This is a genomic window from Cyanobium sp. ULC065 (assembly GCF_977927515.1).
The window spans coordinates 410,564-434,924 of sequence record NZ_OZ376393.1 but is presented as its reverse complement, the minus strand read 5'-3'; the positions used below and the strand labels follow the sequence as shown (position 1 = coordinate 434,924).

The window sequence follows — 24,361 nt, the reverse complement described above, 5'->3', positions numbered from 1 at the left end:
GAGGCGGCAGGTGCTGGGGCTGGCGCGGGCGGGCATGTCAGAAGAACTCCAGGTAGTGCTCCAGCTCCCAGGCCGAAATCGCGCCGTGATAGGCCTCCCATTCCGCCCGCTTCAATGACACGAAGGCGTCGAACATCGCGGGCCCGAACACCTCACGGCAGAGCGGATCGGCGGCAAACGCCTCGACCGCTTCGCCAAGGTGGCGCGGCAGCGTGTGCAGCCCGCGTTCGGCCCGCTCCGCCGCACTCAACCGGTAGGCATTCACCCGGTTGGCGGGGGGCGGCACCAGCTGCTCGCGGATGCCTTCCAGGCCTGCTGCCAGGATCAGCGCCGCACCCAGGTAGGGGTTGCAGGAGCTGTCGGCGGCGCGGCACTCCACCCGCCCGCCAGCGGAAGGAATGCGCAGCATGTTGGTGCGGTTGTTGTTGCCGTGGCAGATGAACACTGGTGCCCAGGTGAAGCCGCTCATGCTTCCCTGTGCCACCAGCCGCTTGTAGCTGTTCACCGTGGGGGCGATCACGGCGCAGATCGCGGCGGCATGGCGCAGCACCCCGGCGATGAACTGCTCCGCCAGCGGGGTGATCGCGCCGGGTTCGCCACTGCCGGGATCGAACAGATTGGCGCCGCTCTGCACATCCGCCAGCGACATGTTGAAGTGGGCGCCGCTGCCGGTGCGGTGCGCGAACGGCTTGGGCATGAAGCTGGCGATCAGCCCATGGCGGCGGCAGATCTCCTTCGCCATCAGCTTGAAGAAGGTGAGCCGGTCGGCCATGGTGAGCGCCTCGGCATAGGCGAAATCGATCTCGAACTGGCCGTTGCCGTCTTCGTGATCGAAGGAATACACGCCCCAGCCCAGGCCATTCATGCTCTGCACCAGCTCATCGAGCCAGTCGAGGTTGTCGAGCAGGCCGCCCAGGTCGTAGCAGGGTTTATCGAGCGTGTCGCGGCCGCTGGCCGGCACCAGGGCTCCATCGTCCTGGCGGCGCAGCACGAAGAATTCGGTTTCGATGCCGAGGTTGAAGCGGTAGCCCAGCGCCGCCGCCTGCTGCCGCACCCGCGTCAGGATCTGGCGGCTGCAGGCCTCGAACGGGGCGCCGTTGAGCTCCAGGCTGCTGGCCAGCCACACCACATCACGGCGCCAGGGCAACACCGTGGCGCTGGCCAGATCGGGGATGGCCGCCACTTCGTCGTCGCTGACATCCTGCGGCACGCCATCAAGCGCCGCGCCGGTGAACAGCTCCGAACCCGACAGCATCGAGGCGAAGTGATCGAGCGGCACCGCCTTCGCCTTGCCGTTGCCGTGGATGTCCACGAAGCTGGCCAGCGCATACTTCACGCCGCGGCTGAGCAGATCCACCTGCACGTCTTCCCCCACGCTTGCGGTCGTCGGCAGCGGCGCCGATGGGCTGGCCAGCTCCATCAGGCGTTCACCAGGGCCGGCGGCTGGCTGGCGGCGTGCTCACGCACCGTGGCCAGCAGCCAGCGGTGCCACTCGCCCATGCCCTGACCCGTGCCGGCCGACACGCGGAACACCTGGGCGCGGGGATTCACCGCCCGCACATGCTCCTCGATGCGGCTCACATCCACCGGCACATACGGCAGCAGATCAATCTTGGTGATCAACACACAATTGGCCTCGCGGAACATCACCGGATACTTGAGCGGCTTGTCATCGCCTTCGGTGACACTCAGAAGCGCCACCTTGAGGTGTTCACCCACCTCGAATTCCGCCGGGCACACCAGATTGCCCACGTTCTCCACCCACAGCAGATCCAGCGCCGCAGGATCGAGCCGCTGCTGCAGCAGGGTGAGGCCGCCGCTCACCATCGCCGCATCGAGATGGCAGGCCCGTCCGGTGGTGATCGGCACCACCGGCACCCCCACCGCTGCCAGCCGGTCGGCATCCAACTGGGTGGTCATGTCGCCCTCCAGCACCGCCATCGCCAGCTCGGGCGAAAGGGCCGTGATCGTGCGCTCCAGCAGGGAGGTCTTGCCGGCGCCGGGGCTGCTCATCACATTCAGGCAGAGCAGCTTCCAGGCATCGAAATGCTCGCGGTTGTGGTCGGCACGGTGTTGATTGGCCGCCAACAGGTTGCGTCCGAGTGTGTCTTCCAGGGGCATGTGCATGACGTTCAGGCGGAAAGGATGGAAGCCCGGTCTGCGGGTACAGCGGGGGAGGTGTAATCGATGCTGCGAATCCTCAGCTCACGGCCCGAGAGGATCTCCTCCATCGGGTGGTGGCAGCACGGGGATTGGTAGGCCTGGGCAGGGTCGGGGCTGTAATCACTGCCGCAGGCCACACAGCGCGCCCGCAGCGGCACCGATTCGATGCGCAGCTCCGAGCCATCCAGCCAACTGCCCTGCACCGCGGCCCCGTAGGTGAACACCAGCGCGGCGGGTTCCACGCAGGTGAAGGTGCCCACCTGCAGATGCACGACCTGCACGCAGGGAACGTGGGGATGGTGCTCCTGCTTCCACTCTTCGAGCGAAAGCAGCAGGCAGCGGGTCATGTCCACTTCATGCATGGCTCACCTCCATTTCTGGTCGACGTTCATGTTGCAGGCCTCATGCAGCCAGGCTGGCTTCTGCTTGCGGGGCAGCTGACCGCTCACCACCAGGTGGGCCATCACATCGCAGATCACGCGCGTGGCCATCAGGGACGTCATGTCGCTGATGTCGTAGGGGGGGGAAACTTCCACCACCTCAAGGCCACACACCGGCACGTTGCGCACGATCAGCTCCAGCAGCTTGAGGGCTTCCCGTGGCAGCAGCCCGCCCGGTTCCGGCCAGCCGGTGCCGGGCACGAAGCCGGCGTCGATGCAGTCGATGTCAAAGGAGATGTAGACGCAATCGGTGCCATCGGTGGCGCGCTCGATCGCATACTTCGCGGCGGCCTCCAGGCCCATGTCGCAGATGTCCGTGACGGTGAGCACGTTCGTGCCCCGCTCGCGGCACACCTTCACCCCTTCGCGCGGCACCTGCCAGCCGCCGATGCCCAGCTGCACCAGGTTCTCGGCCGGCGCGTTGGCCATGTTGGTGGCATGGAACCAGGGGCAGGTGTGCATGCGTTCATCCAGGTCGATCTCCTGGGTGTCCACATGGCGGTCGAAGTGGATGATGCCCACCTTCTTGTCGCCGAGGTGGCGGCAGACGCCCCGCACGGTGGGGAAGCCGATCGAGTGATCACCGCCGAGCAGAATCGGGAAGGCGCCGCTGGCGAACACATGCGCCACCCCCTTGGAGATCTGATCGAAGCTCTTCTCGTTGTTGGCGGGAATCGTGAAGATGTCGCCCACATCGCAGAGGCGGATCGACTCGCGCAGATCCACCCCCATTTCGTAGTTGTAGGGGGTGTAGAGCGCCGAGATGCGGCGGATGCCCTGGGGCCCGAAGCGGGTGCCGGGGCGGTAGGTGGTGCCGCAATCGTGCGGGATGCCCACGATCGCCACATCGAATTCACCGACGCGGTTCACCTCTTCGATGTAGGGCGCCTTCATGAAGGTGTTGATGCCCGCGTAGTGGGGCAGCTCACCGCGCGAGAAGGTGGAGATGCGCCGGTCAACGATGCTTTCGGCCGCTTCGAGGCCATACCGCAGCCCCTGATCCACCTCCTGCTGCCAACCGGTGAGCGGCAGGCGGGCTTCCTTCTCGAGCGCCTCGGCGCCCTGCTGGCCGGCGCCTGCGCTGGAACTGCGGCGGTCAAAGGCCTCTTCAGGCCCTGGGGTTGCTGTCATGGCGGAACACGGAGGTGGGGGGTGCGGTCTCCCGGGCTTTTATCCCTCCGTGCAACCGGGTGACCCCGGTGAGCCTCTCTCGGACCAGACGCCCATGCCGGCTCGCTGATGCGAACAGACGCAGACCGGAACCCTAGAAGCTTCTTCCGCTGCGCCCAGAGTCCACCGAAGCCCCAGGAAAGACTGTGGCCACAACTACGGAATGGTCAGCTGGCCGGCCGCGCCGGGGTGCTTGCAACCGCGCGCCGCTGCACCAGCCTTACGCTTCGGAGCCGCCGTGGGGCCTGCGATGGAACCCAACCCAACGGCCAGAACGCCGGAACCGGAACCACCAGCGCCCGCCGCCGCCGGCGGCCTGCTGCACATCCTCGGGCTGGGCTTCGGGCTGGCTGGGGCGGTGGGCGGCTCGATGGGTGCCGGCATCCTGCGCACCCCGGGGCTGGTGGCGGCCCAGCTGGGCAGCGCTCCGCTGATCCTGCTGGCCTGGCTGGTGGGTGGGCTCTATGCCCTCTGCGGCGCCTTCGCCGTGGCGGAACTGGGAGCGGCCCTGCCCCGTGCCGGTGGCTGGACGATCTACGCCCGCCGCGCCCTCGGCGATCGCGCCGGCTTTGCCGTGGGCTGGATCGACTGGCTCGGCCATTGCGCCGGCCTGGCCTGGGTGGCGATCACGATCGGGGAGTTCGCCCGCGGCCTGGTGCCGGCGCTGCCCCCCGGCGGCAAGGCGGTGGCCCTGTTCACCCTGGTGGGCTTCGCCCTGCTGCAACGGCTGGGCCTGCGGGCGGGCAGCCTCAGCCAGCAGATCCTCAGCCTGCTCAAGGCCGTCGCTTTTCTGGCCTTGATCGGCGCCTGCCTGCTGGTGGCCCCGCCCGCCGCCAGCACGAGCGCGCCGCTGATGGCCCCGAGCGGCACCCCGCTGGCCCTGGCCGCCGCCGGCGTGTTCGCGCTTCAGGCCGTGATCACCACCTACGACGGCTGGCAGAGCCCGATCTACTTCGCTGAGGAGTTCACCGCGCCGGCCACCGACCTGCCCCGCTCCCTGATCGGCGGCGTGGTCGCCGTCACGGGGGTTTACCTGCTGGTGAACGTGGCCCTGCTCAAGGTGCTGCCGCTGGAGGCGATGGCCGCCTCCACCCTGCCGCTGGCCGACGCTGCCGCCCGCCTGTTCGGGCCGTTCAGCGCCCAGCTGATCACCGCCCTGGCGCTGCTGTCCTCGATCGGGCTGGTCAACACGGTGATCATGTGTGCGCCGCGCATCCTGTTCGGCCTCAGCCGCGATGGCCTGTTCCTGCCCGTCTTCGCGCGGGTGAATGCGGGCGGCACCCCCGATGCGGCCCTGCTGCTCACCACCGCCGTGACGGCGACCCTGATCCTCTGCGGCGATTTCCAGCTGCTGCTGGGTGTGTCCGTCTTTTTCTATGTGCTGCTCTATTTCACCGGCATCACGTCGCTGTTTCTGCTGCGCTGGCGGGAACCGGAGCTGGAGCGCCCGGTGCGGGCCTGGGGCTACCCGCTCAGCGCGGCGGTGGTGTGGCTGGGCTCGCTGGCCTTTCTGATCAGCGCCGCCATCGGCGACAGCACCAACAGCCTGATCGCCGCCGGGTTGATCGCCCTCAGCCTGCCGGCGCAGCTGCTCAGCCGCCGGATGGGCTCGCCAGATTGCGGAAGCGGGTGAACTGCGGCTCGAACAGCAGCTTCACCGTGCCCACCGGGCCGTTGCGGTGCTTGGTGACGATCACTTCGGTGATGCCGCGATCGGCCGTGTCCGGGTTGTAGTACTCGTCGCGGTAGATCATCAGCACCAGGTCGGCGTCCTGCTCGATCGAGCCCGATTCACGCAGATCGCTCAGCATCGGCCGCTTGTTGGTGCGGCTCTCCACGCCGCGACTGAGCTGGGAAAGGGCGATCACCGGCACGTTCAGCTCGCGGGCCATGCCCTTGAGGCCCCGGGTGATGCGCGACAGCTCCTGCACGCGGTTGTCGGGGGTGGAGCCCTCCATCAGCTGCAGATAATCGATCACGATCAGGCCCAGCTCCTTGCCCTGCTCGGCCATGAGCCGCCGGCAGAGCGAGCGCATCTCCAGCACGCCCGCATTCGGCTTGTCGTCGATGAACAGGGGCAGCTGGCCCAGGGTGTTGATGCCCTGCCCCAGCAGCGGCCATTCCTCCTGCTGCAGGCGCCCGGTGCGCAGCCGGCCGCTCTCGATGCCCACCTCCATCGAAAGCAGCCGGTAGGTGAGCTGCTCCTTGCTCATCTCCAGCGAAAACACGCACACCGGCAGCTGGTGGAGCTGGGCCACGTTCTTGGCGATGTTGAGCACGATCGAGGTTTTGCCCATCGCCGGCCGGCCCGCCACGATGATCAGATCGCTGCGCTGCAGGCCCTGGGTGATGGCGTCTAGGTCATAGAAGTTGACCGCGATGCCAGCCATCGACGTGCCGACGGAGCGGCTTTCGATCTCGTTGAAGGTGCTGGTGAGGATTTCGGCGGTGGGGGTGAGCCCCACCGACGGCTTCTCCTGGCTGATCGCGAAGATCTGCTGCTCCGCCTCATCGAGCACCTGCTCCATCGGCTTCGACTGGTCGAAACCCAGCCGGATCACCTCGTTGCCGGAGCGGATCAGCTGACGGCGCAGGTATTTGTCCATCACCAGGCGGGCGACCTGGTCGATCGAGGCGGTGCTGAGCGTGCGCTCCACCAGCTCCACCAGCCGGTTGGTGCCGCCCACCTTCTCCAGCTGGCCCGTATCGGCCAACCAGGCGGCCATGGCGGTGAGGTCGGTGGGCTTGCCCTGGCTGTGCAGCATCAGGGCGGTGCGGTACACCTCCCGGTGGGCCGTGAGATAGAAGGCCTCCGGACGCAGCACGTCGGCGATGCGGCCCATGGCGTCAGGGTCGAGCAGGATGCCGCCCAGCACCGCTTCCTCCGCCTCCAGGTTCTGGGGAGGCAGCTGGTCGGGCAGGGCCTCGAAGCGGGCTTCGTCCTGCTCGCGCCCGCGCCGCCGGAACGGCCCGGCACCGCCCGCCGCCCCGCCTGGCGCGGTCGTGGGCACGGCACCGGGGCCGTCCGCAGCTGGAAAAGGGACGCTCACCATGGCGGCAGGCTAAGGGTTCCGGGCCGACGCTCCGGTGTGCGTTGGTGCCCCACGCGGGCGGCGGCGGGGCCGTTGCAGCCGCCGCACGGGCCCACAAAAAAAACCGCCAGAACCCTCAGGCGCCTGGCGGCGGGACATGGAAAGAGCGGGCGGCGAGGCCGCCTGGCGTTCAGTGGCTGACCACTTCCAGGTTGATCTCGGCCACCACGTCGTGGTGGAGCTTGATCTGCACCTTGTAGGAGCCGGTGCGGTGGATCTCGGGCACCTCGATATGGCGGCGGTCGATCTCTTTCTTGGTGGCCGCTTCGATGGCCTCGGCCACATCGCCGTTGGTGACGGTGCCGAAGAGGACGTCGTCACCGCCGGTCTGCTTCTTGACCGTGAAGCGGCCGATGGTGTTCAAGGCCGTGCGGAAGGCTTCCGCCTCCTGCAGCAGCACGGCCTGGCGCTCGGCCTCCTTGGCGCGGCGGTGCTCCACCTGGCGCAGCACCGCCGGGGTGACGGGAACGGCTTTGCCCTGGGGGAGCAGGAAGTTGCGGGCGTAGCCGGGCGCCACTTCCACCAGCTCACCGTCCTTGCCGAGGCTGAGAATGTCCTCGCTGAGGACAACGGATACACGCTTGGCCATGGGATCGGGTTAGGGAAACAGGGAGTGCCGCTGGGCGGATCGATGAGCGGGGGCCACCGCCGGGGTGGCGTGCCGCTCAGGCAATCCGACAGCTTAAGTCAGAGGGCTGCCGCCTCAGTGGCTGGCCGCAGACTTCGGCAGGCGCACCTGGGTGGCCAGGCCCAGGGCCTTCAGCAGCCGGATGTGCTGCCAGGTGAGGTCGAACTGACGGGGACCGAAGCCGTGGCGGGCCGAGTGGGGGAAGGCGTGGTGGTTGTTGTGCCAGCCCTCACCGAAGGTGAGCGCTGCCACCCAGGGGTTGTTGCGTGACTTGTCGCCGCTGACGTGAGCGATGCTGCCCCAGCAGTGGGTGGCGCTGTTCACCAGCCAGGTGCAGTGGTAGAGCACCACCAGGCGCAGCGGGATGCCCCACAGAACCAGGGCCCAGCCGCCGGCACCTGTGACCGTGCCGATCCAGAACAGCAGCAGGCCCAGGGGCACCTGCAGCAGCAGGAAGTTGGTGTTCAGCCAGCGGTAGTAGGGGTCGCGGGCCAGATCACCGGTGAGCCGGGGCACGGCGGCCATCGCCGGGATCTCTTCCATCATCCAGCCCATGTGGCTCCACCAGAAGCCCTTGTGGCTGTTGTGGTGGTCGGCGTCGGTGTCGGAGAACTTGTGGTGGTGGCGGTGCAGGCCGGCCCAGTCGATCGGACCGTGCTGGCAGCTGAGCGCGCCGCAGGTGGCGAAGAAGCGCTCCAGCCAATGGGGCACCCGCAGAGCCCGGTGGGCCAGCAGGCGGTGGTAGCCGAGCGTGACGCCCAGGCAGCCGGTGACCCAATAGAGCACCAGCATGGAGGTGACGGCCGGCACGCTCCAGAACTGGGGCAGCAGGGCCAGCACGGCCAGCAGGTGGATCACGATCATGAAGCCGATCGTGCCCCAGCGACGACCCGGCGGCGAGGAGGGGATCGGTTCACCGCGGCGGGGACGATGCAGCGCCCGAGCCCGGGGCAGGGAGTCGGCGGCCGAGGCAAGGCTGGCCACACCGGCGGGCTTGGTGGCTACGGCCTCGGCCATCCTTTCTGAGACGGCCGCCCATGGGGCACGGCGCTGGGGCGTGACGGTCATAGAAGCTGGTTCCTGATCGGTCTTTTAGAATAGTAGCAGTTCGGATTCAGATTGAGTGGGATATCAGGAAGAAATCGGATCAGGCCGCGAAGCCTTTGCGCATCTGATCAGGGCCTGGCATGAGCGCAACGGCTGGTCCCACCGCATCCTTCCCGGTTTAGCCGAGGTGCTTGATCTCGGCCGCCTCCACAGTTCCCAGGTGTCGATGCTGCGCAACCGCAAGCTGGCCTCCCCGGGCCCGGAGGTGTTTCTCGCCCTCGGGCGCATCAACCAGTGGATCGCCGCATCCGGCAGCGCCGACAGCCGCAGCGCCCTGACCGGCCACCCGGAACTGCTCGAAGCGCTGGGGACCGGCAGTGTGCCGCTGCTCAACGACGACGACGGCCGGCCCCTCGGGCCCGGGGGATTTCTGGAAATTTTCGTGGGCCAGCGTCAGCCGCCGGCCGCTTTCGACCTGCGCATCGCCTCGGCCGAAGCCCCGGCCCTCAGCTTCGCCTTGGCGGAGCTGCTCACCGCCGGCAGGCCCTGGCGCCTGTGCCGCGAGGCCGTGCTGGGGGCGTACCCGCCGGAGAAGGCGCAGCGGCGCGAGCGCTTCGCGGCGGTGATGGCCGGTCAGCGGGATTTTGAAGCCGCAGAGCTGGAAAGCGAGCTGCTGGACCTGAAAAGCACCCTGGCGGGCCTGGGTGCTGCCGGCGACCAGGAAATGAGCACAGCTCAATTCCTGACCGTGCTGCGACGCAAGGCGGCTCAGCTGGCTGACAGCACGGTGACCGGTGCGACCAGCAGCGAACTGGGGGCCGCCATCCGTCAGGAGTTGGGGGCGTAGGCCGCACCGGGCACGTAGCGGGCCTCACGGATTCGCTTGGCCAGGCCCAGGGAACGCAGCAGCTTGATGTGCTGCCAGGTGATGTCGAATTCGAACCAGCGCAGGCCGTGGCGTGCGCTGGCCGGGTGGGCATGGTGGTTGTTGTGCCAGCCCTCGCCGAAGGAGAGGATTGCCACCCACCAGCAGTTGCGCGACAGATCGGGGCTGTCGAAGTTGCGGTAGCCGAAGGCGTGGGTGGCGCTGTTCACCAGCCAGGTGACGTGATACACGATCACCAGCCGCAGGGGGATGGCCCAGAGCACCATGCCCAGGCCGCCGCCGTGCACGTTGGCCCGCTCGCCGTACCACCACAGGGCCGCGCCCAGGGGGATCTGCAGCAGCAGGAACCAGCGATCCAGCCAGCGGTAGAAGGGGTCGCGCTGCAGGTCGCCCGTGAACCTCTCCACGTGCTGCACGGCAGGGATCTCATGCAGCATCCAGTCGCTGTGACTCCACCAGAGGCCGCGGCCGGCGTCGTGGTGGTCATTGGCCTGGTCAGAGAACTTGTGGTGGTGGCGGTGCAGCCCCACCCATTCGATCGGGCCGCTCTGGCAGGCCAGAGTGCCCATCAGCACCAGGGTGCGCTCCACCCAGCGGGGGGCGACGAAGCTGCGGTGGGCCAGCAGGCGGTGCAGGCCGAGCGTGACCCCCAGCACCGTGACCCAGTAGAGAACCGCCAGCGCCACCACGCTCTGCCAGCTCCAGAAGCGGGGCAGCAGGGCGAACACCGCCCCGACGTGGATGGCGAGCATGAACGCCGTGGTGCCGAACTTGTACGTCCGCTGGCCCTTTGGCAGAGGCGGGCGTCGGGCCGTCACACCGGCGCGGATGAGGGCTTCCTGGCGATCGGAAGCGTGGCCCCCATGGCTGCGCAGGGGCTTGAACGGGGCCCGCGGATCCGCCGGGGTAGCGGTCGAAGGGGCATCTGAAGCGGCGACCAAATGAACTCTCGCGAAAGTGACGCAGGCTGGAGTTCACCCGTTCGCCCTCAGCGGGCAGAACCCGCTGCTGGAAGCTCCCGAAGGAGAGAGTGGCTCACCAGAACCTGGTGATGAAGGCCGTTTGTAGCCAACACATCAGCAGGAAATCTAGCGGCGAGGGTGAGGCCGGCAGGCAGCATGGCCACCGGCTTGGGTGGCGGGGATGGACGGGCAGGACGAGAAAGGAACCGCCTCGGCCTGGGCCTGCGAGCAGGTGGCAGCCGCCGCTGCGCGGATCGCGCCGCTGGCGGCCCGGCACACCGCCGCGGTGAAGCCTGGGCTGGAGAGGGTGCTGGCCGCCTTCGCCGCCGAGCGTCTCGGCCCCCATCACTTCGCCTCGGTGAGCGGCTACGGCCACGGCGACCTGGGCCGGGAGGTCCTGGACCGGGTGTTCGCCCGGGTGCTGGGGGCGGAGGCGGCAGCGGTGCGGCTGCAGTTCGTCAGCGGCACCCACGCCATCGCCGCAGCCCTGTTCGGCGTGCTGCGGCCGGGCGACCGCCTGCTCTCGATCACCGGCCGCCCCTACGACACATTGGAAGAGGTGATCGGCCTGCGTGGCAGCGGCCAGGGGTCGCTGGCCGAGTTCGGCATCCACTACGACGAGCTCGCCCTGCGGGCCGATGGCACGGTGGAGGAAGAAGGCCTCGCCGCCGCCCTCACACCCCCCACCCGGCTGGTGCTGATCCAGCGCAGTTGCGGCTACAGCTGGCGGCCCTCGCTGCAGGTGGCCACGATTGGCCGCCTGGTGGAGCGCGTGAAGCAGCTGCAGCCCGGTTGCCTCTGCTTCGTCGACAACTGCTATGGCGAATTCGTGGAGGGGCTGGAGCCCCCGGCCGTGGGCGCCGACCTGATCGCCGGCTCGCTGATCAAGAACGCCGGCGGCACGATTGCCCCCACCGGCGGCTACGTGGCCGGCGGCGCCGAATGGGTGGAGCGGGCCTGCTGCCGGCTCACGGCGCCGGGCATCGGCAGCGAGGGGGGCACCGGCTTCGATCTCTATCGGCTGCTGTTCCAGGGGTTGTTCCTGGCGCCTCAGATGGTGGCAGAGGCCCTGATCGGCGCCGAGCTGGTGGCCTCCGTGTTCAGCGCACTCGGCTATGCCGTGCAGCCGCTGGTGGGGGCCCCCCGCAGTGACGTGATCCAGGCAGTGCGCTTCGGGGCGCCGGAGCCGTTGATCCAGGTGTGCCGCGCCTTTCAGGCCTGTTCGCCGGTGGGCGCTTACCTCGACCCGGTGCCGGCGCCCATGCCGGGATACGCCAGTGAGCTGGTGATGGCCGGCGGCAGCTTCATCGACGGCAGCACCAGTGAGTTCTCCGCCGACGCCCCCCTGCGCGAGCCCTACGTGCTGTTCGCCCAGGGAGGCACCCACCGCGCCCACGTGGAGCTGGCCCTGGAGCGGGCGCTCACGGCCCTGAATCCGCAGCGGCTGAGCTGAGCCCGCAGCGCCAAGGCCGGTCAGACTGGCCTCGTCTTTGCTTCCGCCTTCGATGGCGCTCCAGTTCCCCGACGACTGCCGCTATGCGGACAGCCATGAATACGCCCGGCCGGATGGGGAGCTGATGCGCATCGGCGTGAGCGCCTTCGCCGTCGATCAGCTGGGCGACATCGTGTTCGTGGAGCTGCCGGAGGTGGGCAGCCAGCTGGAGCGAGGCTCCAGTTTCGGCTCGGTGGAATCGGTGAAGGCGGTGGAGGAGATGTACGCGCCGATCAGCGGCACGGTGGAGCTGCGCAACGAAGCGGTGCTGACCAGCCCGGAAGAACTGCAGAACGATCCCCACGGCGAAGGCTGGCTGCTGCTGGTGCGCCCCAGCGACGCCGCCGAATTCGCTGATCTCATGGATGCCGCCACTTACCGCCTGAAGGTGGAAGGCAGCTGAGCGACAAAGGGGCGGCTTCGCAAGGCGGGCCTCGCGAAAGGGCTGGGCGGCGTGTTGGAGCGTCGTCTCGACAGATTTCCCTAAGATCCGCCCCTATCGCCGGGCGTCGCGCCGTGACCGCACCCTTCGCTGACCCCGACGGCTCCTCTCCTTTCCTGGAGCGGCATCTCGGGCCATCGCCGCAGGAGCTGCAGGCGATGCTCGAACGGCTGGGCGCCAGTGATCTGGAGACGTTCGTGGCCGAGGTGGTGCCGGCCGACATCCTGATCGACGCGAGCGCCGCGGCGGCCGACCTGCCGCTGGGGGTGGATGAAGCCCAGGCGCTGGGCGAGCTGCGCGCCATCGCCGCCACCAACCAGGTGCGCCGCAGCCTGATCGGCCTCGGTTACTACGGCACCGTGACGCCGGCACTGATCCAGCGCCACGTGCTGGAAAACCCCTGCTGGTACACGGCCTACACCCCTTATCAGGCTGAGATCGCCCAGGGCCGCCTGGAGGCGCTGCTCAACTTCCAGACCCTGATCAGCGAACTCACCGGCCTGCCGATCGCCAACGCCTCGCTGCTGGATGAAGGCACCGCCGCGGCCGAAGCGATGGCGCTCAGCTTCGGCGCCTGTCGGCGGCCTGAGGCCCGCCGCTTCCTGGTGGATCAGGACGTGTTCCCCCAGACCCTGGCCGTGCTGCAGACCCGGGCAGAACCGCTCGGCCTCGTGGTGGAGCTGGTGGATCCCGCCACGCTCGCCGCTGGCGATGCGGCCTCTCCCCTCGACCCCACGGTGTTCGGGCTGCTGCTGCAACTGCCCGGCGCCAGCGGCCGCCTCTGGGATCCGCGCGCGGCGATCGCCGCCGCCCATGCGGTCGGGGCGATGGTGACGGCGGCGGTGGATCCGCTGGCCCAGGTGCTGCTGGAGCCGGTGGGCGCCCTCGGCGCCGACATCGCCGTGGGCAGCACCCAGCGCTTCGGCGTGCCGCTCGGTGGCGGCGGGCCCCATGCCGCCTTCTTCGCCACCACCGACGCGCACAAGCGCCAGATTCCCGGCCGGCTGGTGGGTCGCTCGCTGGATGCGGAAGGCCGCCCAGCCCTGCGCCTGGCCCTGCAGACCCGTGAGCAGCACATCCGCCGCGACAAGGCCACCAGCAACATCTGCACCGCCCAGGTGTTGCTGGCGGTGATGGCCAGCTTCTATGCCGTGCATCACGGCCCCGGCGGGCTCACGGCGATCGCCCGGCGGGTGCTGCGTCAGCGGGCCGCCCTGGCCGAGGGCCTCGCAGCCCTCGGGCTGGCGGTGCAGCCTGGATCCGCCTTCGACACGCTCAGCCTCACCCTGCCCGGGGCCGGCGAGCTGCTGGAGCGGGCGGATGCCGCCGGCTTCAATCTGCGGCCGCTCACCGCACCGGGCGGGGCGCTCACCGGTGTGGCGATCAGCCTGGATGAGCGCACGGACAGCGTCGAGCTCGATCGCCTGCTCGCCCTCTTCGCCGCAAGCGGCCCGGATGGCGCAGACCGCCCAGAAGGCCCTGACAAGGCGGAGCACAACGCTGGCCCCCTGCCCGCTGCCGCCGCCCTGCTCGCCGCCCTGCCCGACGACGCCACCCTGCTGGCGGGGGTCCCCCTGCGCCAGCAGCCCTGGCTGCAGCAGGAGGTGTTCCAGCGGCACCACAGCGAGACGGAACTGCTGCGCTACATCCAGCGCCTGGTGGCGAAGGATCTCTCGCTGGTGCACGGCATGATCCCGCTCGGCAGCTGCACGATGAAGCTCAATGCCGCCGCCGAACTGGCGCCGGTGAGCTGGCCCGCCTTCGCCGAACTGCATCCCTTCGCCCCCGCCGCCCAGCAGGCCGGCTACCAGCGGCTGGTGGCCGATCTGGAGGCCTGGCTGGCGGTGATCACCGGCTTTGCCGGGGTGTCGCTGCAACCCAACGCCGGCTCCCAGGGGGAATATGCAGGGCTGCTGGTGATCCGGGCCTGGCACCACAGCCGCGGCGAGGCGCACCGCAACGTCTGCCTGATTCCCACCAGTGCCCACGGCACCAACCCGGCCAGCGCCGTGATGGCCGGGTTGCAGGTGGTGCCGGTGGCCTGCGATGCCAACGGCAACATCGATCTCGATGACCTGGAGGCGAAAGCCGCCCAGCACGCCGATGCTCTCGCGGCCGTGATGGTCACGTATCCCTCCACCCACGGAGTGTTCGAAACCGGCATCCGCCGGCTCTGCGAGGTGATCCACGGCCACGGCGGCCAGGTGTACCTCGATGGCGCCAACCTCAACGCCCAGGTAGGCCTGGCCAAACCCGGCCACTACGGCGCCGACGTGTGCCACCTCAACCTGCACAAAACCTTCTGCATCCCCCACGGCGGTGGCGGGCCGGGGGTCGGGCCGATTGCCGTCGCCAGCCATCTGGTGCCGTTCCTGCCAGGACACCCGCTGGGGGCCGTGGGCGGCCAAGCGGCGATCGGGCCAGTGTCAGCCGCCCCCTGGGGCAGCGCCGGCATCCTGCCGATCAGCTGGATGTACATCCGCATGATGGGTGGCGCCGGTCTGCGGCAGGCCAGCGCGGTGGCGCTGCTCTCCGCCAACGTGATCGCCGAGCGGCTCCAGCCCCACTACCCGGTGCTGTTCCGCGGCAGCGACGGCCGTGTGGCCCACGAATGCATCCTGGATCTGCGGCCGCTGAAACGCAGCGCCGGCCTCGAGGTCGACGACCTGGCCAAGCGGCTGATGGATTACGGCTTCCATGCCCCCACGGTGAGCTGGCCGGTAGCGGGCACGGTGATGGTGGAGCCCACTGAAAGCGAATCCCTGGCGGAGATCGACCGCTTCTGCGACGCCATGGTGGCAATCCGCGCCGAAGCGGCTGCGATCGAGGCGGGGCAGGCCGATGCGCAGGACAACCCCTTGAAGCGGGCGCCGCACACCCTGGCGGCCGTCACCGCCGACCTCTGGGATCGCCCTTACAGCCGCAGCGAGGCGGCCTTCCCGGCTGGCGACAGCCAGCGGCAGACCAAGTTCTGGCCGGCGGTGGCCCGCATCGACAACGCCTATGGCGATCGCAACCTGGTGTGCACCTGCCCCTCGGTGGAGGAGCTGGCCAGCAGCAGCGTGGCCGTCACGCCGCAGCGGGTGGCGCTGGCGATCTGAGCGCCCGCCATGCCGTGCCGATCAGGCCGGGCGGCTCCAAGCAGGCCTGGGGCCTCGCCTCTCTATCGGCGCTGAGCCGGCACGCATAGCCGTTCAGACGCCGCCCACGATCAACGCCATCACGATAGGGAGCTGATCAGGCAGTGACTGGAGTTTCAGAAGGGCATGTGTGCCACTGCTACAATCAACTGATTGTTTAAAGAATTCCCGGTTGCTGGATCCCACCCCACGAGGCAAGCTCGGGCGACAAGTCACAGGATCAGCAGCCCCCAAGGCCACGGCAAACGTCTCGACCCACCCAATGAACGGCAACGACGGCCCTCCCTTCAATCCTCCGACGCTCTCTGAGCTGTCGATCCGTGCTGACAAACCCGCTCCGTTGACGCGCGCCCCCGAACTGCCGCCGATTCCCGGATCCCTGGCCCATTCCTCCGCCCGCGGCGAAACAATCCGTGTGGAGGGCACCAACGTGGTGCGTGTTCCCTTCGGCGTGCGTCAACCCCGCCGGCACCGTCCTGCACGTCCGGACACCTGGGTCACCCTGGTGCTTCCCTTCCAGGCCGGGGGGCCCACACCGCCGCAGGCGGCCTGAGCCAAGGTCTCAGGCGGCCTTGCCGAGGCGCCAATCCACCAAGGCCTTCACATCCGCCAGTGAACTGGCGGGAGCCCGGAAGGGCAGCACGTCCATGGGGCTGCGCTCCGGGCGAACCAGCCAGGTGAGATCAGGCTGAGGCATGAGCACGAAACCGCGGTAGCGCACCACCCAACTCCGGCCGTTGCCATCGGCAGACGGAAGAATGGTGGGCAGGCTGGCGTCAGAGCGAGAGCGGGCTGTGGCCATCACCGAACGCGGTAACGGGAACACCCCCATTTGAGCGAACCCATTCGCATTCGGCAGCATCTTTCGCTTCCTTTCGGCAAGGAATTAACGACGCCTAGGACACACCCAGGTCGACCTGGATCCAGGCCAGCCAGCACCAACCCGCCCGAACTCAGGCCAGCTCAAACAGCAGCAGGTCGGCGCCGGCTTCACCGGTCACCAGCTCACGCGGCACCGCATGGGCGGCGGCGGGGAGGGCGCTGGTGGGGGTGCTGGCCGGCGGAGTGCCAGTGCCACTGGCGGAGCCTGGGACCTCGAAGCCCAGGCCATCGCCGCGCTCCAGCCGGCGGCCGCCTTCCAGCGTGAGGCTGCCGTCGATCAGCTGCATCCAGAGCCGGTGGCCGGCCGCCGCCGGCAGCTCCAGGCGGGTGCCGGGCGCCGGCCGGGCGCGCCAGAGCCGCACCGGTCGGTGCACCGCCATGGCGCCGTCCCGCCGCTCGGGGTCCAGCAGCAGGGTCCAGCCTTCCCCGACGGCGAAGGGCTTCTGCTCATAGGCGGGCGGGATGCCGGTGCTGGAGGGTTCGATCCAGATCTGCAGCAACCGGCAGGGGGTCGCCCCTTTGTTTATCTCGCTGTGCACCACACCGGTGCCGGCGCTCATGCGCTGCACTTCACCGGCGCGCAACACCTCACCGTTGCCCATCGAATCGCGGTGGGTGAGTTCCCCTTCCACCATCACCGTGACGATCTCCATGTCGTTGTGGGGATGCATGCCGAAGCCGCGGCCGGCGGCGATCGTGTCGTCGTTGATCACCCGCAGCGGACCGAATCCCATCCAGGCCGGATCGAAGTGGCTGGAGAAGGAAAAGCTGTGCCAGCTGTCCAGCCAGTCGAGCTGGCTGTGGAAGCGCTCCGTGCCGGGGCGGAACACTGGGGTAGCGGCAGAACGCTGGGCGTTGGTGGTGGTCATGGCGAGGCTCCCGGGAGTGGATGGTGGGTGAGGAGGGGATGGGTCGGGCCTGGCGCAGGCAACGGGTGGCACTGGGTCTCGAGCAGCACAGGCTGGGGGCCTGCGCCAGCGTTGATCAGGCAGCGGCGCTCAGGAAGGGGTAGTCGGTGTAGCCGGCGGGGCCGGGGCTATAGAAGGTGGCAGGGTCCGGCGTGTTGAGCGGTGCGCCGCTGCGCAGCCGCTCCGGCAGATCCGGATTGGCCAGGAAGGCCGTGCCGAAGGCCACCGCATCGATAGCGCCGGCGGCGATGGCGGCGTTGGCTTCGGCGGCGGTGTAGCCCATGTTGGCGATCAGCACCCCCTGGAAGCGCTCGCGCACCGGCGTGAGCACATCGCCCAGCTGCTGCTGGAGGAAGTCGCCGCGCATCAGGTGCAGGTAAGCGAGGCCGGTGCGGTTGAGGTGATCGGCCAGCCAGCTGGCGAGCGCCACGGGATCGCTATCGCGCATGGCGTTGTAGCTGTTGAGCGGCGAGAGGCGCAGCCCCACCAGCTCCGTTTCGGCGCGCACCGCCTCGATCACCTCCAGCAGCAGCCGCGCCCGGTTCTCGATCGGGCCGCCATAGGGGCCGCTGCGCTGGTTGCTGCCATCGCGCAGGAATTCATCGAGGAGATAGCCATTGGCGCCGTGCACCTCCACGCCGTCGAAACCGGCAGCGATGGCGTGGCGGGCCGCCAACCGGAAGCCCGCCACGATCGCCGGCAGCTCGTCGTCGGCCAGGGCGCGCGGCACCACGTAATCCACCTTGCCCTGGGGGGTGTGGATCTGGTCGCCGCTGATGGCGATGGCGCTGGGGGCCACCGGCTGAAGGCCGTTGTTGAGCAGGGGATGGCAGGCCCGGCCGCCGTGCCAGATCTGCAGCACGATCCGGCCGCCGCGGGCGTGCACCGCCTCGGTGGTGCGTGTCCAGCCCTCCACCTGGGCCGCCGAATGGATGCCGGGTTCGCGGATGAAGGCGGAGTGGCCCTCCATCGCCATGGTGGCCTCGGCGATGATCAACCCGGCGGACGCCCGCTGGCTGTAGTACTCCGCCATCAGCGGACCGGGGATGTGACCCTCTTCAGCGCGGGATCGGGTAAGCGGGGCCATCAGCACCCGGTTGGGCAGCTCCAGGGGCCCTACGGCCAGGGGCGTGAACAGATCGATGGTCATGGCGAAAGTGACGGATGACCGGGACGGGCTGCCGCCACAGGATGGCCCCGTTCCACTGGCTTGGCAGGTGTGCAACGTCACCGGTCGGCCAGGCGGAAGCGATGGGGATCAGCCCATCAAGCGGGCGGCAGCTCTCCCTCTTGGATCAGAGTGGATCGCTTGGGCCCTGCCTGACAAGAACGCACCGCCATGTGCGTCACTCACCTGTGGGTAACCCTGGTGCCACTGGATGGTGCAAGCGCATGGAGCAAGCGGATGGATTCGCGGATGGATTCCTGGACGCCCACGACCACAGCCAATGCCCTGCCGAGCTGGCGCTGAGCGTCATGCGGGGGCGCTGGAAGGTGCCCGTGCTGCGGGAGCTGGCGGAGGGCACGCAGCGGTTTTCCGGCTTGCAGCGGGCCCTGGTGGGCGTGAGCCACAAGGTGCTCACCAGCCAGCTGCGGGAGCTGGAGGCCGCAGGGGTGGTAGAGCGCGAGGTGTTTGCCGAGGTGCCGCCGCGGGTGGAATACCGCCTCACCCCGCGCGGCCGGTCGCTGATTCCCGTGCTGGAGAGCCTGCACGCCTGGGGGGCGGCGCCACCGGAGTCGTGATGGACGCGGCGGCGCGCTCCAGCGGTTGCGGCGGCTCAGGCCGGCAGCAGCACCGGCTCCCGGTAGGGGATGAAATTGGCCTTGCGGGTGCCGCAGAGCGGGCAGACCCAGCTGTCGGGGATGGCCTCGAACGGCGTGCCGGCGACGATGCCTGAGTCCGGATCGCCCAGGGCCGGGTCGTAGATCACCGAGCAGACCTTGCAGATCCACAGGCCGGCCACGGGCTCGCTTTCTCCAGCCGCGCCCTGGCCCTGAAGGGCTTCGAGGGCCACGCTGTAGCGGTCGGCGTGGTGGTGCTCGATCGGGGTGAGCCGACCGAAGTTGCTGGCCGCCTGACGGAAGAGGCCGGCATGCTGCTCGGATTCGGCGATCTGCTCGGTGAATTCGGCCACGGCACCGTCATCGCGATCGGCGCGGGCCTGGGCGGCGAACTCCGGATACATGGTGGTGTACTCGTAGGTTTCACCCTCGATCGCCAGCTCCAGGCAGCGGCTCAGCACCTGTTGTCTGGCTTCTTCTGAGAGCGCGGCGGGATCGGCCACCACCAGCTCGGGGTGGAGCAGGCGGAAGTGCGCGAAGGCGTGCTCGGTTTCCTGGGCGGCGGTGTCGCGGAAGAGGCGGGCCAGCTCGCTGTTGCCGAGCTGCTTGGCCACATCAGCGAAGAAGAGGTACTTGCGGTTGGCCATGCTCTCGCCGCCGAAGGCCGCTTCGAGGTTGGCGAGGGTGCCGGGTTTGGCGATGTCCATGGAGACGGCGTGCGGTGGGATGGGAGGTGGGCCGTTGCAAGGCGACGGTGGCGCAGCGCGGTGCCCCGGGCCTGTGGGGAGGCTGGGATGAGGCCGCTTCGGAGGCTGTGGTGGAACGGCCACCCTCGCGGGTCGAGCCTGCTGCACTGCCACCATGGGACCCTGCGCCCGCAGGCGTCTGTTCCGGCCGGACCCACAGCTCACAGCTCACCGCCCATGGCCTTCCCGGGTTCACACCGCCGCCGTGCTGTGGCCACCATCGGACCGCGGCTCCGCGCCACTGCGGCCGCCGCTGTTGCTGTGGCCGCCTTCGTCCTTGGTGCCGCGCCTGTGGGGGCGCTGCCCCGGCAGGTGATCCTGCTGCGCCACGGCGACAAGGTGGCCTCCGGCGATGGCAACTACAACCTCTCGGCCCGCGGCTTCCTGCGCTCGATCAACCTGGGCCGGCTCCTCCCCGCCTGCTTCGGGGCTCCGACCCACATCCGCACCTTCTTCCTCAACCCCGAATCCAGCAAGAACGCCCGCAGCTACCAGAGCGCCGTACCGCTGGGGGTGGCCACCGGCATCAACATTTCGATTGCCCAGTCGTCACTGGAGGATTCCTTCATGGATGGGCAGGAGATCCTCAGCCAGCCGGCCTACAAGGGCGGCAACGTGGTGCTGTTCTGGGAGCACCGCCACATGCCGGAACTGGCCCGGGGGCTGGGCTGGGCGACGATGCCCGCCATCGGTGCGATGGAGTTCGACCAGATCTTCGTGCTGAGCTACTCCAAGCCGGGCGTTCCCCCTCGGGTGCAAAGCCTGAGCCAGCGCCGGCTGTTCGAGGCGCCCTGTTTCCGCGAGGCCCGTTCGCCCCTCCCGAACGTGCCGCTGCCTCAGTCAGTGGCTCAGTAGCTGGCACCGCTGCGGCGCTGGTGCACAGCGGTGACGCCGGTGCCGTCAAGCAGGCCGCCATGGCTCACCTGGGCATACACCAGCCAGTGATCGCCGCATTCCATCCGCTGGCTCACGCTGGCCTCCAGCCAGGCCAGCGCTTCGGGCAGCACCGGCTGGCCCGCCGGACTGTGCTCCAGTTCCAGGCCCGCCAGCCGGTCGGCGCCGGGGGGGTAGGGCTGCAGGAAGCGCTTCATCGGGCCGCTCTCGCGGCCCTCGGCCAGCACGTTGAGCACGAAGCGGTCGCCCACGTGCAGCAGGCTCTCCACGGCGCGATCCCGGGCCACCGCCACCGTGAAGCCGGGCGGGGTGAAGCTGGCCTGGCTCACCCAGCTGGCCACCATGCCGCCGCTCAGGGCGGCCGCCCCTTCTCCCTTCACGCAGGTGAGCACGCAGAGCGATCCCACCACGCGCCCGAGGGCCAGCACCGCCGGGTTGCTGCGGCTTTCGCTGAGGCCGCCGGCCACCACGCGCCGTTGACGCTTCTGCTGGTTGAGCAGCTGCCGCCCCAGGGCCGTGCCCGTTTCCTCCATGCGCTTGAGCGTGGGCGGATCGGGGCTGAACTTCACCCGGATCGGCTCGAAGGCGAAGCGGAAGCCGCCATCCCGCAGCTTGGTTTCCAGAAGATCGATGGCTTCTCCGCTCCAGCCGAAGCTGCCGAACACCCCCACAGGCCGGGCGCGGTCGCCTTCGGCCAGCAGGGTGCCGAGCGCCGAAACGATCGGCGTGGGGGCGTGGCCGCCCAGGGTGGGGGAGCCGATCAGCACCGCATCGCAGCTGCGGATCGCTTCGAGCAACTGGTCGGGGGGAGCGAACTCGCAGTTGATGCTCTCCACCCGCACGCCCGTGCGCGCCACGCCCTGGGCGATGGCATCGGCGAGGGCGGCGGTGTTGCCGTAGGCACTGGCGTAGAGCAGCGCCACCGACAGGCGGGTTTTCTCGAGGTTCTCGCCCCAGCGCCGGTAATCGGCCAGCAGGCTGCGCCAGCTCTCGGTGATCGCCGGGCCATGGCCCGGCGCGATGGTGCGGATCTCCAGCTCATCGAGCCGGTCGACCACCGTTTCCACCTGGCGGGCCATCGGCGCCATCAGGCAGTCGTAGAAGTGACGCCGGTCTTCCTCGGTGCTGTCGCGGTTGGCCTCGGCATAGGCCTCGCTGCAGAGGTGGGCGGCGAAGAACTTGCCGCTCATCAGCAAGCCGGTGCGCTCCTCGAAGGCGATCAGGGCGCCGGGCCAGCGGGGCGTGGGGGCCGGCAGCAGGGTGAGGCGGAAGCTGTTGGCCAGCTCGCGGCTGACCTCCTGCTTCACCACATCGATCGGCGGCAGGGCAGGCAGCGGCGGCTCCTCCGCCTCGCTGCCCGGAGCCGGGGGCCGGCGTTGCTGCCACAGCTCCTCCACCAGCCGGGCGCCGGTGTTGGAGGCCACCAGCATCAGGGCGGGCCAGGCGGCCGCCAGCTCGCGCAGCAGCGCCACCCGGTTGGGGTTGACGTGACCGACCACCACCTTGAGCGGCGCCTGCGCCGGCACCATGGCGGCCAGCTGGGCCAGGAACGGCGCCGTGAAGGAAGCGCCCGGGGGATGCACCAGCACCGGCGGGATCTCCCGCTGGGCATTGTTGACACCACCGGCGAACAGGAAGGCATTGGCGCTGGTGCCGCGCTCCAGGCCGTACTCCACCTCGAAACGCAGCCGCTTGGGGCTGAGGCAGCGCAGGCAGGTCAGGCCGTCTTCCAGCGGAATGGCGATGACGCTGCGGTCGATCACTTCCGCGGCCGCAATGGTGGGATCTAGGACGAGATCAGCCATCAGTAATGGTTCCCCACCTTGCGGTGATGCACGGCCGTGGCGGCTTCGGTGTCGGACACCGTGCCCTCCTCCACTGCGGCGTAGATGATCCAGTGGTCGGGGGTTTCCATGCGCTGCACCACCCGGCAGCCCAGGAAGGCGAGGGCATCGCTCAGCACCGGACCACCGGCGGCAGCGCCCTCAAGGGTGGGCACCCCGGCGAAGCGGTCGGCGCCGGGGGGGAAGCGCTTGAGGAAATGGCGCAGCAGGGACTGGTAGTTGTCTTCGCGCAGGATGTTGAGCACGAAGCGGTCGTCCACCTGCATCAGCGCCTCGATGGCGCGGTCTTTGGCCACGGCGATCGAGAGGCCCGGTGGATCGAAGCTGGCCTGGCTCACCCAGCTGGCCACCATGGCGCTGCTGCGTTCCTCCTGGCGGGCGGTCACGATGTAAAGCCCACCGCTGAGCCGCCCCAGCGCCTTGTCCACATCGGCGTCGATCGCCTTCATGGCAGCGATCGTTTTCGCCTTGGTGAGCAGCTGGCCCAGGTCGGTGCCGGCCTCTTCGCACCGCTGGTAATCGTTGCCATCGGGGGCCTGGCGGATGCGCAGCGGCGCAAAGGCCTCCTTCTGGCCCAGGCCACGCAGCTGGCTGGCCACGCTGTCGATCGGTTGATCGTTGCCGCCGAAGGCGTCGTAGCAGGCCACCCACTGCTTGGGCTTGAGCGCCGCCAGCAGCGTGCCGATCGATTGCTGCAGGTCGCCATCGGGGTTGGCGGGCCAGGTGGGCACCACCACGGCACTGGCCTCCCCCACCAGGGCGGCCAATTCCTGAGGATCGGAGGCGCGCAGATCCACCAGCTGCACCTGGGCCTCCGCCTTGCCGATGCCGCGGGCGATCGCCTGGCTGAGCCGGTCACAGAAGCCGTACTGGCTCACATAACAGACCGCCGCATAGGTTTCGCCGGCGCTGCGCTGGCTGCTCCAGTCGCGGTAGTCGCCGATCCAGAGGCGCAGGTGCTCACGCAGCAGCGGCCCGTGGCCGGTGGCAATCATGGCGATCTCGGGCAGAGCGTCCATGCGCTTTAGCGCCTGCAGCACGCTGCGGGCGTTGGGGCCCATCAGGCAGTCGTAATAGAAGCGGAAGTCGGGGGCGATGGCGCCGGGATCGCTATCGAAGACGTCGTTGCCGCAGTAATGGAGGCCGAAGGCATCACAGGTGTAGAGGATGCGGGTGCCGTGATCGAACGAAAAGATCGTGTCGGGCCAGTGCAGGTTGGGGGCACTGAGGAATTCGAAGCGGTGCGCCACACCGCTCTCGGGGTTCGTGCCCAGATCGAGCTCCTCCCCGCTTTTCACCGCGCGGCTGCGGAAGGGGCGGTGCACCTGGTCGGCCAGGTAGGCGATCGCCACCTTGGAGGCCACGATCTCGATCTCCGGGTTGCGGTCGAGCAGGGCGCCGATCAGGCCGGAGTGGTCGGGTTCGGTGTGGGACACGATCAGGAAATCGATCGCGGCTGGATCGATCTGCTCCTCCAGCAGCGGCAGCCAGGTGTCCTCGAACTTGGCGTGGCTGGTGTCGATCAGGGCGGTGCGTTCCCCCCGCACCAGAAAGGCGTTGTAGGTGGTGCCGTTGCGAAGGCCGAACTCGATGTCGAAGCGGCTGCGGTCCCAGTCGAGCGAGCGGAGCGTGGTGGTGTCGGGCCCGATCGGCTCGCACTGCAACGAAAGGCGGGGCGGGGCGGGGGGCGCAGCGGCCATGGCGACGGGTGTCATGCCTGGTGCCTCGGGAGAGAACGGGTCGGTGGCGCTCAACCTAAGAACAGCAGCGGGGAAGCAGGTCGTGTGTTCGATTGGAGCTCCTAATGCCCGCCACAGGCCAGGACGATCAACCCCAGGCGGGC

22 protein-coding genes and 1 riboswitch are annotated in these 24,361 nt (G+C 69.0%); of the genes, 8 read left to right on the top strand and 14 right to left on the bottom strand.

The genetic code is table 11. The annotated features are described in order from the left end of the window. Window positions 1-37 precede the first annotated feature (37 nt). From glnT to speB, 4 genes are read right to left on the bottom strand one after another with little or no spacing between them, the layout of a single operon-like run. Window positions 38-1,420, bottom strand: coding sequence for a type III glutamate--ammonia ligase (gene glnT, locus ACXMDP_RS02015; protein ID WP_259729992.1), 1,383 nt, complete (start codon window positions 1,418-1,420; stop codon window positions 38-40). After that, window positions 1,420-2,127 carry a hydrogenase nickel incorporation protein HypB gene (gene hypB / locus ACXMDP_RS02010; protein ID WP_259729991.1) on the bottom strand — a complete coding sequence of 236 codons (708 nt, stop codon included), beginning with the start codon at window positions 2,125-2,127 and terminating at the stop codon, window positions 1,420-1,422. Before hypB ends, glnT begins: the two co-directional genes overlap by 1 nt. A 5-nt stretch (window positions 2,128-2,132) precedes the next feature. Next, entirely contained in the window at window positions 2,133-2,510 is a 378-nt protein-coding gene (locus ACXMDP_RS02005; protein WP_457767021.1) for a hydrogenase maturation nickel metallochaperone HypA/HybF, read from the bottom strand. A gap of 18 nt (window positions 2,511-2,528) precedes the next feature. Beyond that, complete coding sequence (gene speB, locus ACXMDP_RS02000) at window positions 2,529-3,734, bottom strand: agmatinase (RefSeq protein WP_259729990.1); 1,206 nt, start codon at window positions 3,732-3,734, stop codon at window positions 2,529-2,531. A 26-nt stretch (window positions 3,735-3,760) separates the two neighbouring features. Further along, a riboswitch (guanidine-I (ykkC/yxkD leader) is annotated at window positions 3,761-3,882 on the bottom strand. 141 nt (window positions 3,883-4,023) lie between these two features. Here speB and ACXMDP_RS01995 point away from each other — a divergent pair. After that, window positions 4,024-5,406, top strand: coding sequence for an APC family permease (locus ACXMDP_RS01995; RefSeq protein WP_259729989.1), 1,383 nt, complete (start codon window positions 4,024-4,026; stop codon window positions 5,404-5,406). Here the strand turns inward: ACXMDP_RS01995 and dnaB are convergent. The 3 genes from dnaB to ACXMDP_RS01980 all read right to left on the bottom strand — a co-directional run bounded on the left by dnaB (window position 5,366) and on the right by ACXMDP_RS01980 (window position 8,510). After that, the gene (dnaB, locus tag ACXMDP_RS01990; RefSeq protein WP_094511379.1) at window positions 5,366-6,826 is read right to left on the bottom strand and encodes a replicative DNA helicase; all 1,461 of its coding nucleotides are present in this window, start codon (window positions 6,824-6,826) and stop codon (window positions 5,366-5,368) included. The two genes, ACXMDP_RS01995 and dnaB, sit on opposite strands and share 41 nt — an antisense overlap. A gap of 169 nt (window positions 6,827-6,995) precedes the next feature. Next, complete coding sequence (gene rplI / locus ACXMDP_RS01985) at window positions 6,996-7,454, bottom strand: 50S ribosomal protein L9 (RefSeq protein ID WP_259729988.1); 459 nt, start codon at window positions 7,452-7,454, stop codon at window positions 6,996-6,998. 114 nt (window positions 7,455-7,568) lie between these two features. After that, the gene (locus tag ACXMDP_RS01980) at window positions 7,569-8,510 is read right to left on the bottom strand and encodes an acyl-CoA desaturase (protein ID WP_259730019.1); all 942 of its coding nucleotides are present in this window, start codon (window positions 8,508-8,510) and stop codon (window positions 7,569-7,571) included. A gap of 106 nt (window positions 8,511-8,616) precedes the next feature. On the opposite strand from ACXMDP_RS01980, the gene ACXMDP_RS01975 reads away from it, so the two are divergent. Continuing rightward, window positions 8,617-9,387, top strand: a complete 771-nt coding sequence (locus ACXMDP_RS01975; RefSeq protein WP_259729987.1) for a hypothetical protein — start codon at window positions 8,617-8,619, stop codon at window positions 9,385-9,387. Here the strand turns inward: ACXMDP_RS01975 and ACXMDP_RS01970 are convergent. Next, window positions 9,369-10,256 (bottom strand): acyl-CoA desaturase, encoded by an 888-nt coding sequence (locus ACXMDP_RS01970; protein WP_233132887.1) that lies wholly within the window; start codon window positions 10,254-10,256, stop codon window positions 9,369-9,371. The two genes, ACXMDP_RS01975 and ACXMDP_RS01970, sit on opposite strands and share 19 nt — an antisense overlap. A gap of 313 nt (window positions 10,257-10,569) precedes the next feature. Here ACXMDP_RS01970 and ACXMDP_RS01965 point away from each other — a divergent pair, with 313 nt between their 5' ends. From ACXMDP_RS01965 to ACXMDP_RS01950, 4 genes are all read left to right on the top strand, one after another. Then, window positions 10,570-11,841 carry a methionine gamma-lyase family protein gene (locus tag ACXMDP_RS01965; RefSeq protein WP_259729986.1) on the top strand — a complete coding sequence of 424 codons (1,272 nt, stop codon included), beginning with the start codon at window positions 10,570-10,572 and terminating at the stop codon, window positions 11,839-11,841. Window positions 11,842-11,893: 52 nt separating this feature from the next. Further along, complete coding sequence (gene gcvH / locus ACXMDP_RS01960) at window positions 11,894-12,283, top strand: glycine cleavage system protein GcvH (RefSeq protein ID WP_094511364.1); 390 nt, start codon at window positions 11,894-11,896, stop codon at window positions 12,281-12,283. A 197-nt stretch (window positions 12,284-12,480) separates the two neighbouring features. Continuing rightward, entirely contained in the window at window positions 12,481-15,423 is a 2,943-nt protein-coding gene (gcvP, locus tag ACXMDP_RS01955; protein WP_399233313.1) for an aminomethyl-transferring glycine dehydrogenase, read from the top strand. A gap of 379 nt (window positions 15,424-15,802) precedes the next feature. Next, entirely contained in the window at window positions 15,803-16,015 is a 213-nt protein-coding gene (locus ACXMDP_RS01950; protein ID WP_233132877.1) for a hypothetical protein, read from the top strand. 9 nt (window positions 16,016-16,024) lie between these two features. Here the strand turns inward: ACXMDP_RS01950 and ACXMDP_RS01945 are convergent, their stop codons facing one another. The 3 genes from ACXMDP_RS01945 to ACXMDP_RS01935 form a co-directional block, all read right to left on the bottom strand. After that, complete coding sequence (locus ACXMDP_RS01945) at window positions 16,025-16,264, bottom strand: hypothetical protein (protein WP_255100362.1); 240 nt, start codon at window positions 16,262-16,264, stop codon at window positions 16,025-16,027. A gap of 151 nt (window positions 16,265-16,415) precedes the next feature. Further along, window positions 16,416-17,213 carry a pirin family protein gene (locus ACXMDP_RS01940; RefSeq protein WP_259729984.1) on the bottom strand — a complete coding sequence of 266 codons (798 nt, stop codon included), beginning with the start codon at window positions 17,211-17,213 and terminating at the stop codon, window positions 16,416-16,418. A 115-nt stretch (window positions 17,214-17,328) separates the two neighbouring features. After that, window positions 17,329-18,402, bottom strand: coding sequence for an alkene reductase (locus tag ACXMDP_RS01935; RefSeq protein WP_259729983.1), 1,074 nt, complete (start codon window positions 18,400-18,402; stop codon window positions 17,329-17,331). Between the two features lie 242 nt (window positions 18,403-18,644). Here ACXMDP_RS01935 and ACXMDP_RS01930 point away from each other — a divergent pair, with 242 nt between their 5' ends. Next, a complete protein-coding gene (locus tag ACXMDP_RS01930; protein ID WP_259729982.1) occupies window positions 18,645-18,995 on the top strand; it encodes a winged helix-turn-helix transcriptional regulator in 351 nt (116 codons plus the stop codon). Window positions 18,996-19,030: 35 nt separating this feature from the next. Here the strand turns inward: ACXMDP_RS01930 and ACXMDP_RS01925 are convergent, their stop codons facing one another. Continuing rightward, window positions 19,031-19,741, bottom strand: a complete 711-nt coding sequence (locus ACXMDP_RS01925; RefSeq protein WP_094511352.1) for a rubrerythrin family protein — start codon at window positions 19,739-19,741, stop codon at window positions 19,031-19,033. 249 nt (window positions 19,742-19,990) lie between these two features. Between ACXMDP_RS01925 and ACXMDP_RS01920 the strand changes: the two genes are divergently transcribed. Then, window positions 19,991-20,635 carry a histidine phosphatase family protein gene (locus ACXMDP_RS01920; RefSeq protein WP_259729981.1) on the top strand — a complete coding sequence of 215 codons (645 nt, stop codon included), beginning with the start codon at window positions 19,991-19,993 and terminating at the stop codon, window positions 20,633-20,635. Here the strand turns inward: ACXMDP_RS01920 and ACXMDP_RS01915 are convergent. Together ACXMDP_RS01915 and ACXMDP_RS01910 are read right to left on the bottom strand one after the other, a co-directional pair. Further along, window positions 20,629-22,479, bottom strand: coding sequence for a diflavin flavoprotein (locus tag ACXMDP_RS01915; RefSeq protein ID WP_259729980.1), 1,851 nt, complete (start codon window positions 22,477-22,479; stop codon window positions 20,629-20,631). The genes ACXMDP_RS01920 and ACXMDP_RS01915 overlap by 7 nt on opposite strands. After that, complete coding sequence (locus tag ACXMDP_RS01910; RefSeq protein WP_259730018.1) at window positions 22,479-24,218, bottom strand: diflavin flavoprotein; 1,740 nt, start codon at window positions 24,216-24,218, stop codon at window positions 22,479-22,481. The genes ACXMDP_RS01915 and ACXMDP_RS01910 overlap by 1 nt, the downstream gene beginning before the upstream one ends. Window positions 24,219-24,361: the final 143 nt, after the last annotated feature.

Coding starts and splice junctions, on each gene's coding strand:
- ACXMDP_RS01910 (WP_259730018.1), bottom strand. CDS start 24,218: ATGGCCGCTGCGCCCCCCGCCCCGCCCCGCCTTTCGTTGCAGTGCGAG.
- gcvH (WP_094511364.1), top strand. CDS start 11,894: ATGGCGCTCCAGTTCCCCGACGACTGCCGCTATGCGGACAGCCATGAA.
- speB (WP_259729990.1), bottom strand. CDS start 3,734: ATGACAGCAACCCCAGGGCCTGAAGAGGCCTTTGACCGCCGCAGTTCC.
- ACXMDP_RS01995 (WP_259729989.1), top strand. CDS start 4,024: ATGGAACCCAACCCAACGGCCAGAACGCCGGAACCGGAACCACCAGCG.
- hypB (WP_259729991.1), bottom strand. CDS start 2,127: ATGCACATGCCCCTGGAAGACACACTCGGACGCAACCTGTTGGCGGCC.
- gcvP (WP_399233313.1), top strand. CDS start 12,481: ATGCTCGAACGGCTGGGCGCCAGTGATCTGGAGACGTTCGTGGCCGAG.
- ACXMDP_RS01940 (WP_259729984.1), bottom strand. CDS start 17,213: ATGACCACCACCAACGCCCAGCGTTCTGCCGCTACCCCAGTGTTCCGC.
- ACXMDP_RS01930 (WP_259729982.1), top strand. CDS start 18,645: ATGGAGCAAGCGGATGGATTCGCGGATGGATTCCTGGACGCCCACGAC.
- glnT (WP_259729992.1), bottom strand. CDS start 1,420: ATGGAGCTGGCCAGCCCATCGGCGCCGCTGCCGACGACCGCAAGCGTG.
- ACXMDP_RS01925 (WP_094511352.1), bottom strand. CDS start 19,741: ATGGACATCGCCAAACCCGGCACCCTCGCCAACCTCGAAGCGGCCTTC.
- ACXMDP_RS01945 (WP_255100362.1), bottom strand. CDS start 16,264: ATGGCCACAGCCCGCTCTCGCTCTGACGCCAGCCTGCCCACCATTCTT.
- ACXMDP_RS02005 (WP_457767021.1), bottom strand. CDS start 2,510: ATGACCCGCTGCCTGCTGCTTTCGCTCGAAGAGTGGAAGCAGGAGCAC.
- ACXMDP_RS01965 (WP_259729986.1), top strand. CDS start 10,570: ATGGACGGGCAGGACGAGAAAGGAACCGCCTCGGCCTGGGCCTGCGAG.
- ACXMDP_RS01935 (WP_259729983.1), bottom strand. CDS start 18,402: ATGACCATCGATCTGTTCACGCCCCTGGCCGTAGGGCCCCTGGAGCTG.
- dnaB (WP_094511379.1), bottom strand. CDS start 6,826: ATGGTGAGCGTCCCTTTTCCAGCTGCGGACGGCCCCGGTGCCGTGCCC.
- ACXMDP_RS01915 (WP_259729980.1), bottom strand. CDS start 22,479: ATGGCTGATCTCGTCCTAGATCCCACCATTGCGGCCGCGGAAGTGATC.
- rplI (WP_259729988.1), bottom strand. CDS start 7,454: ATGGCCAAGCGTGTATCCGTTGTCCTCAGCGAGGACATTCTCAGCCTC.
- ACXMDP_RS01980 (WP_259730019.1), bottom strand. CDS start 8,510: ATGGCCGAGGCCGTAGCCACCAAGCCCGCCGGTGTGGCCAGCCTTGCC.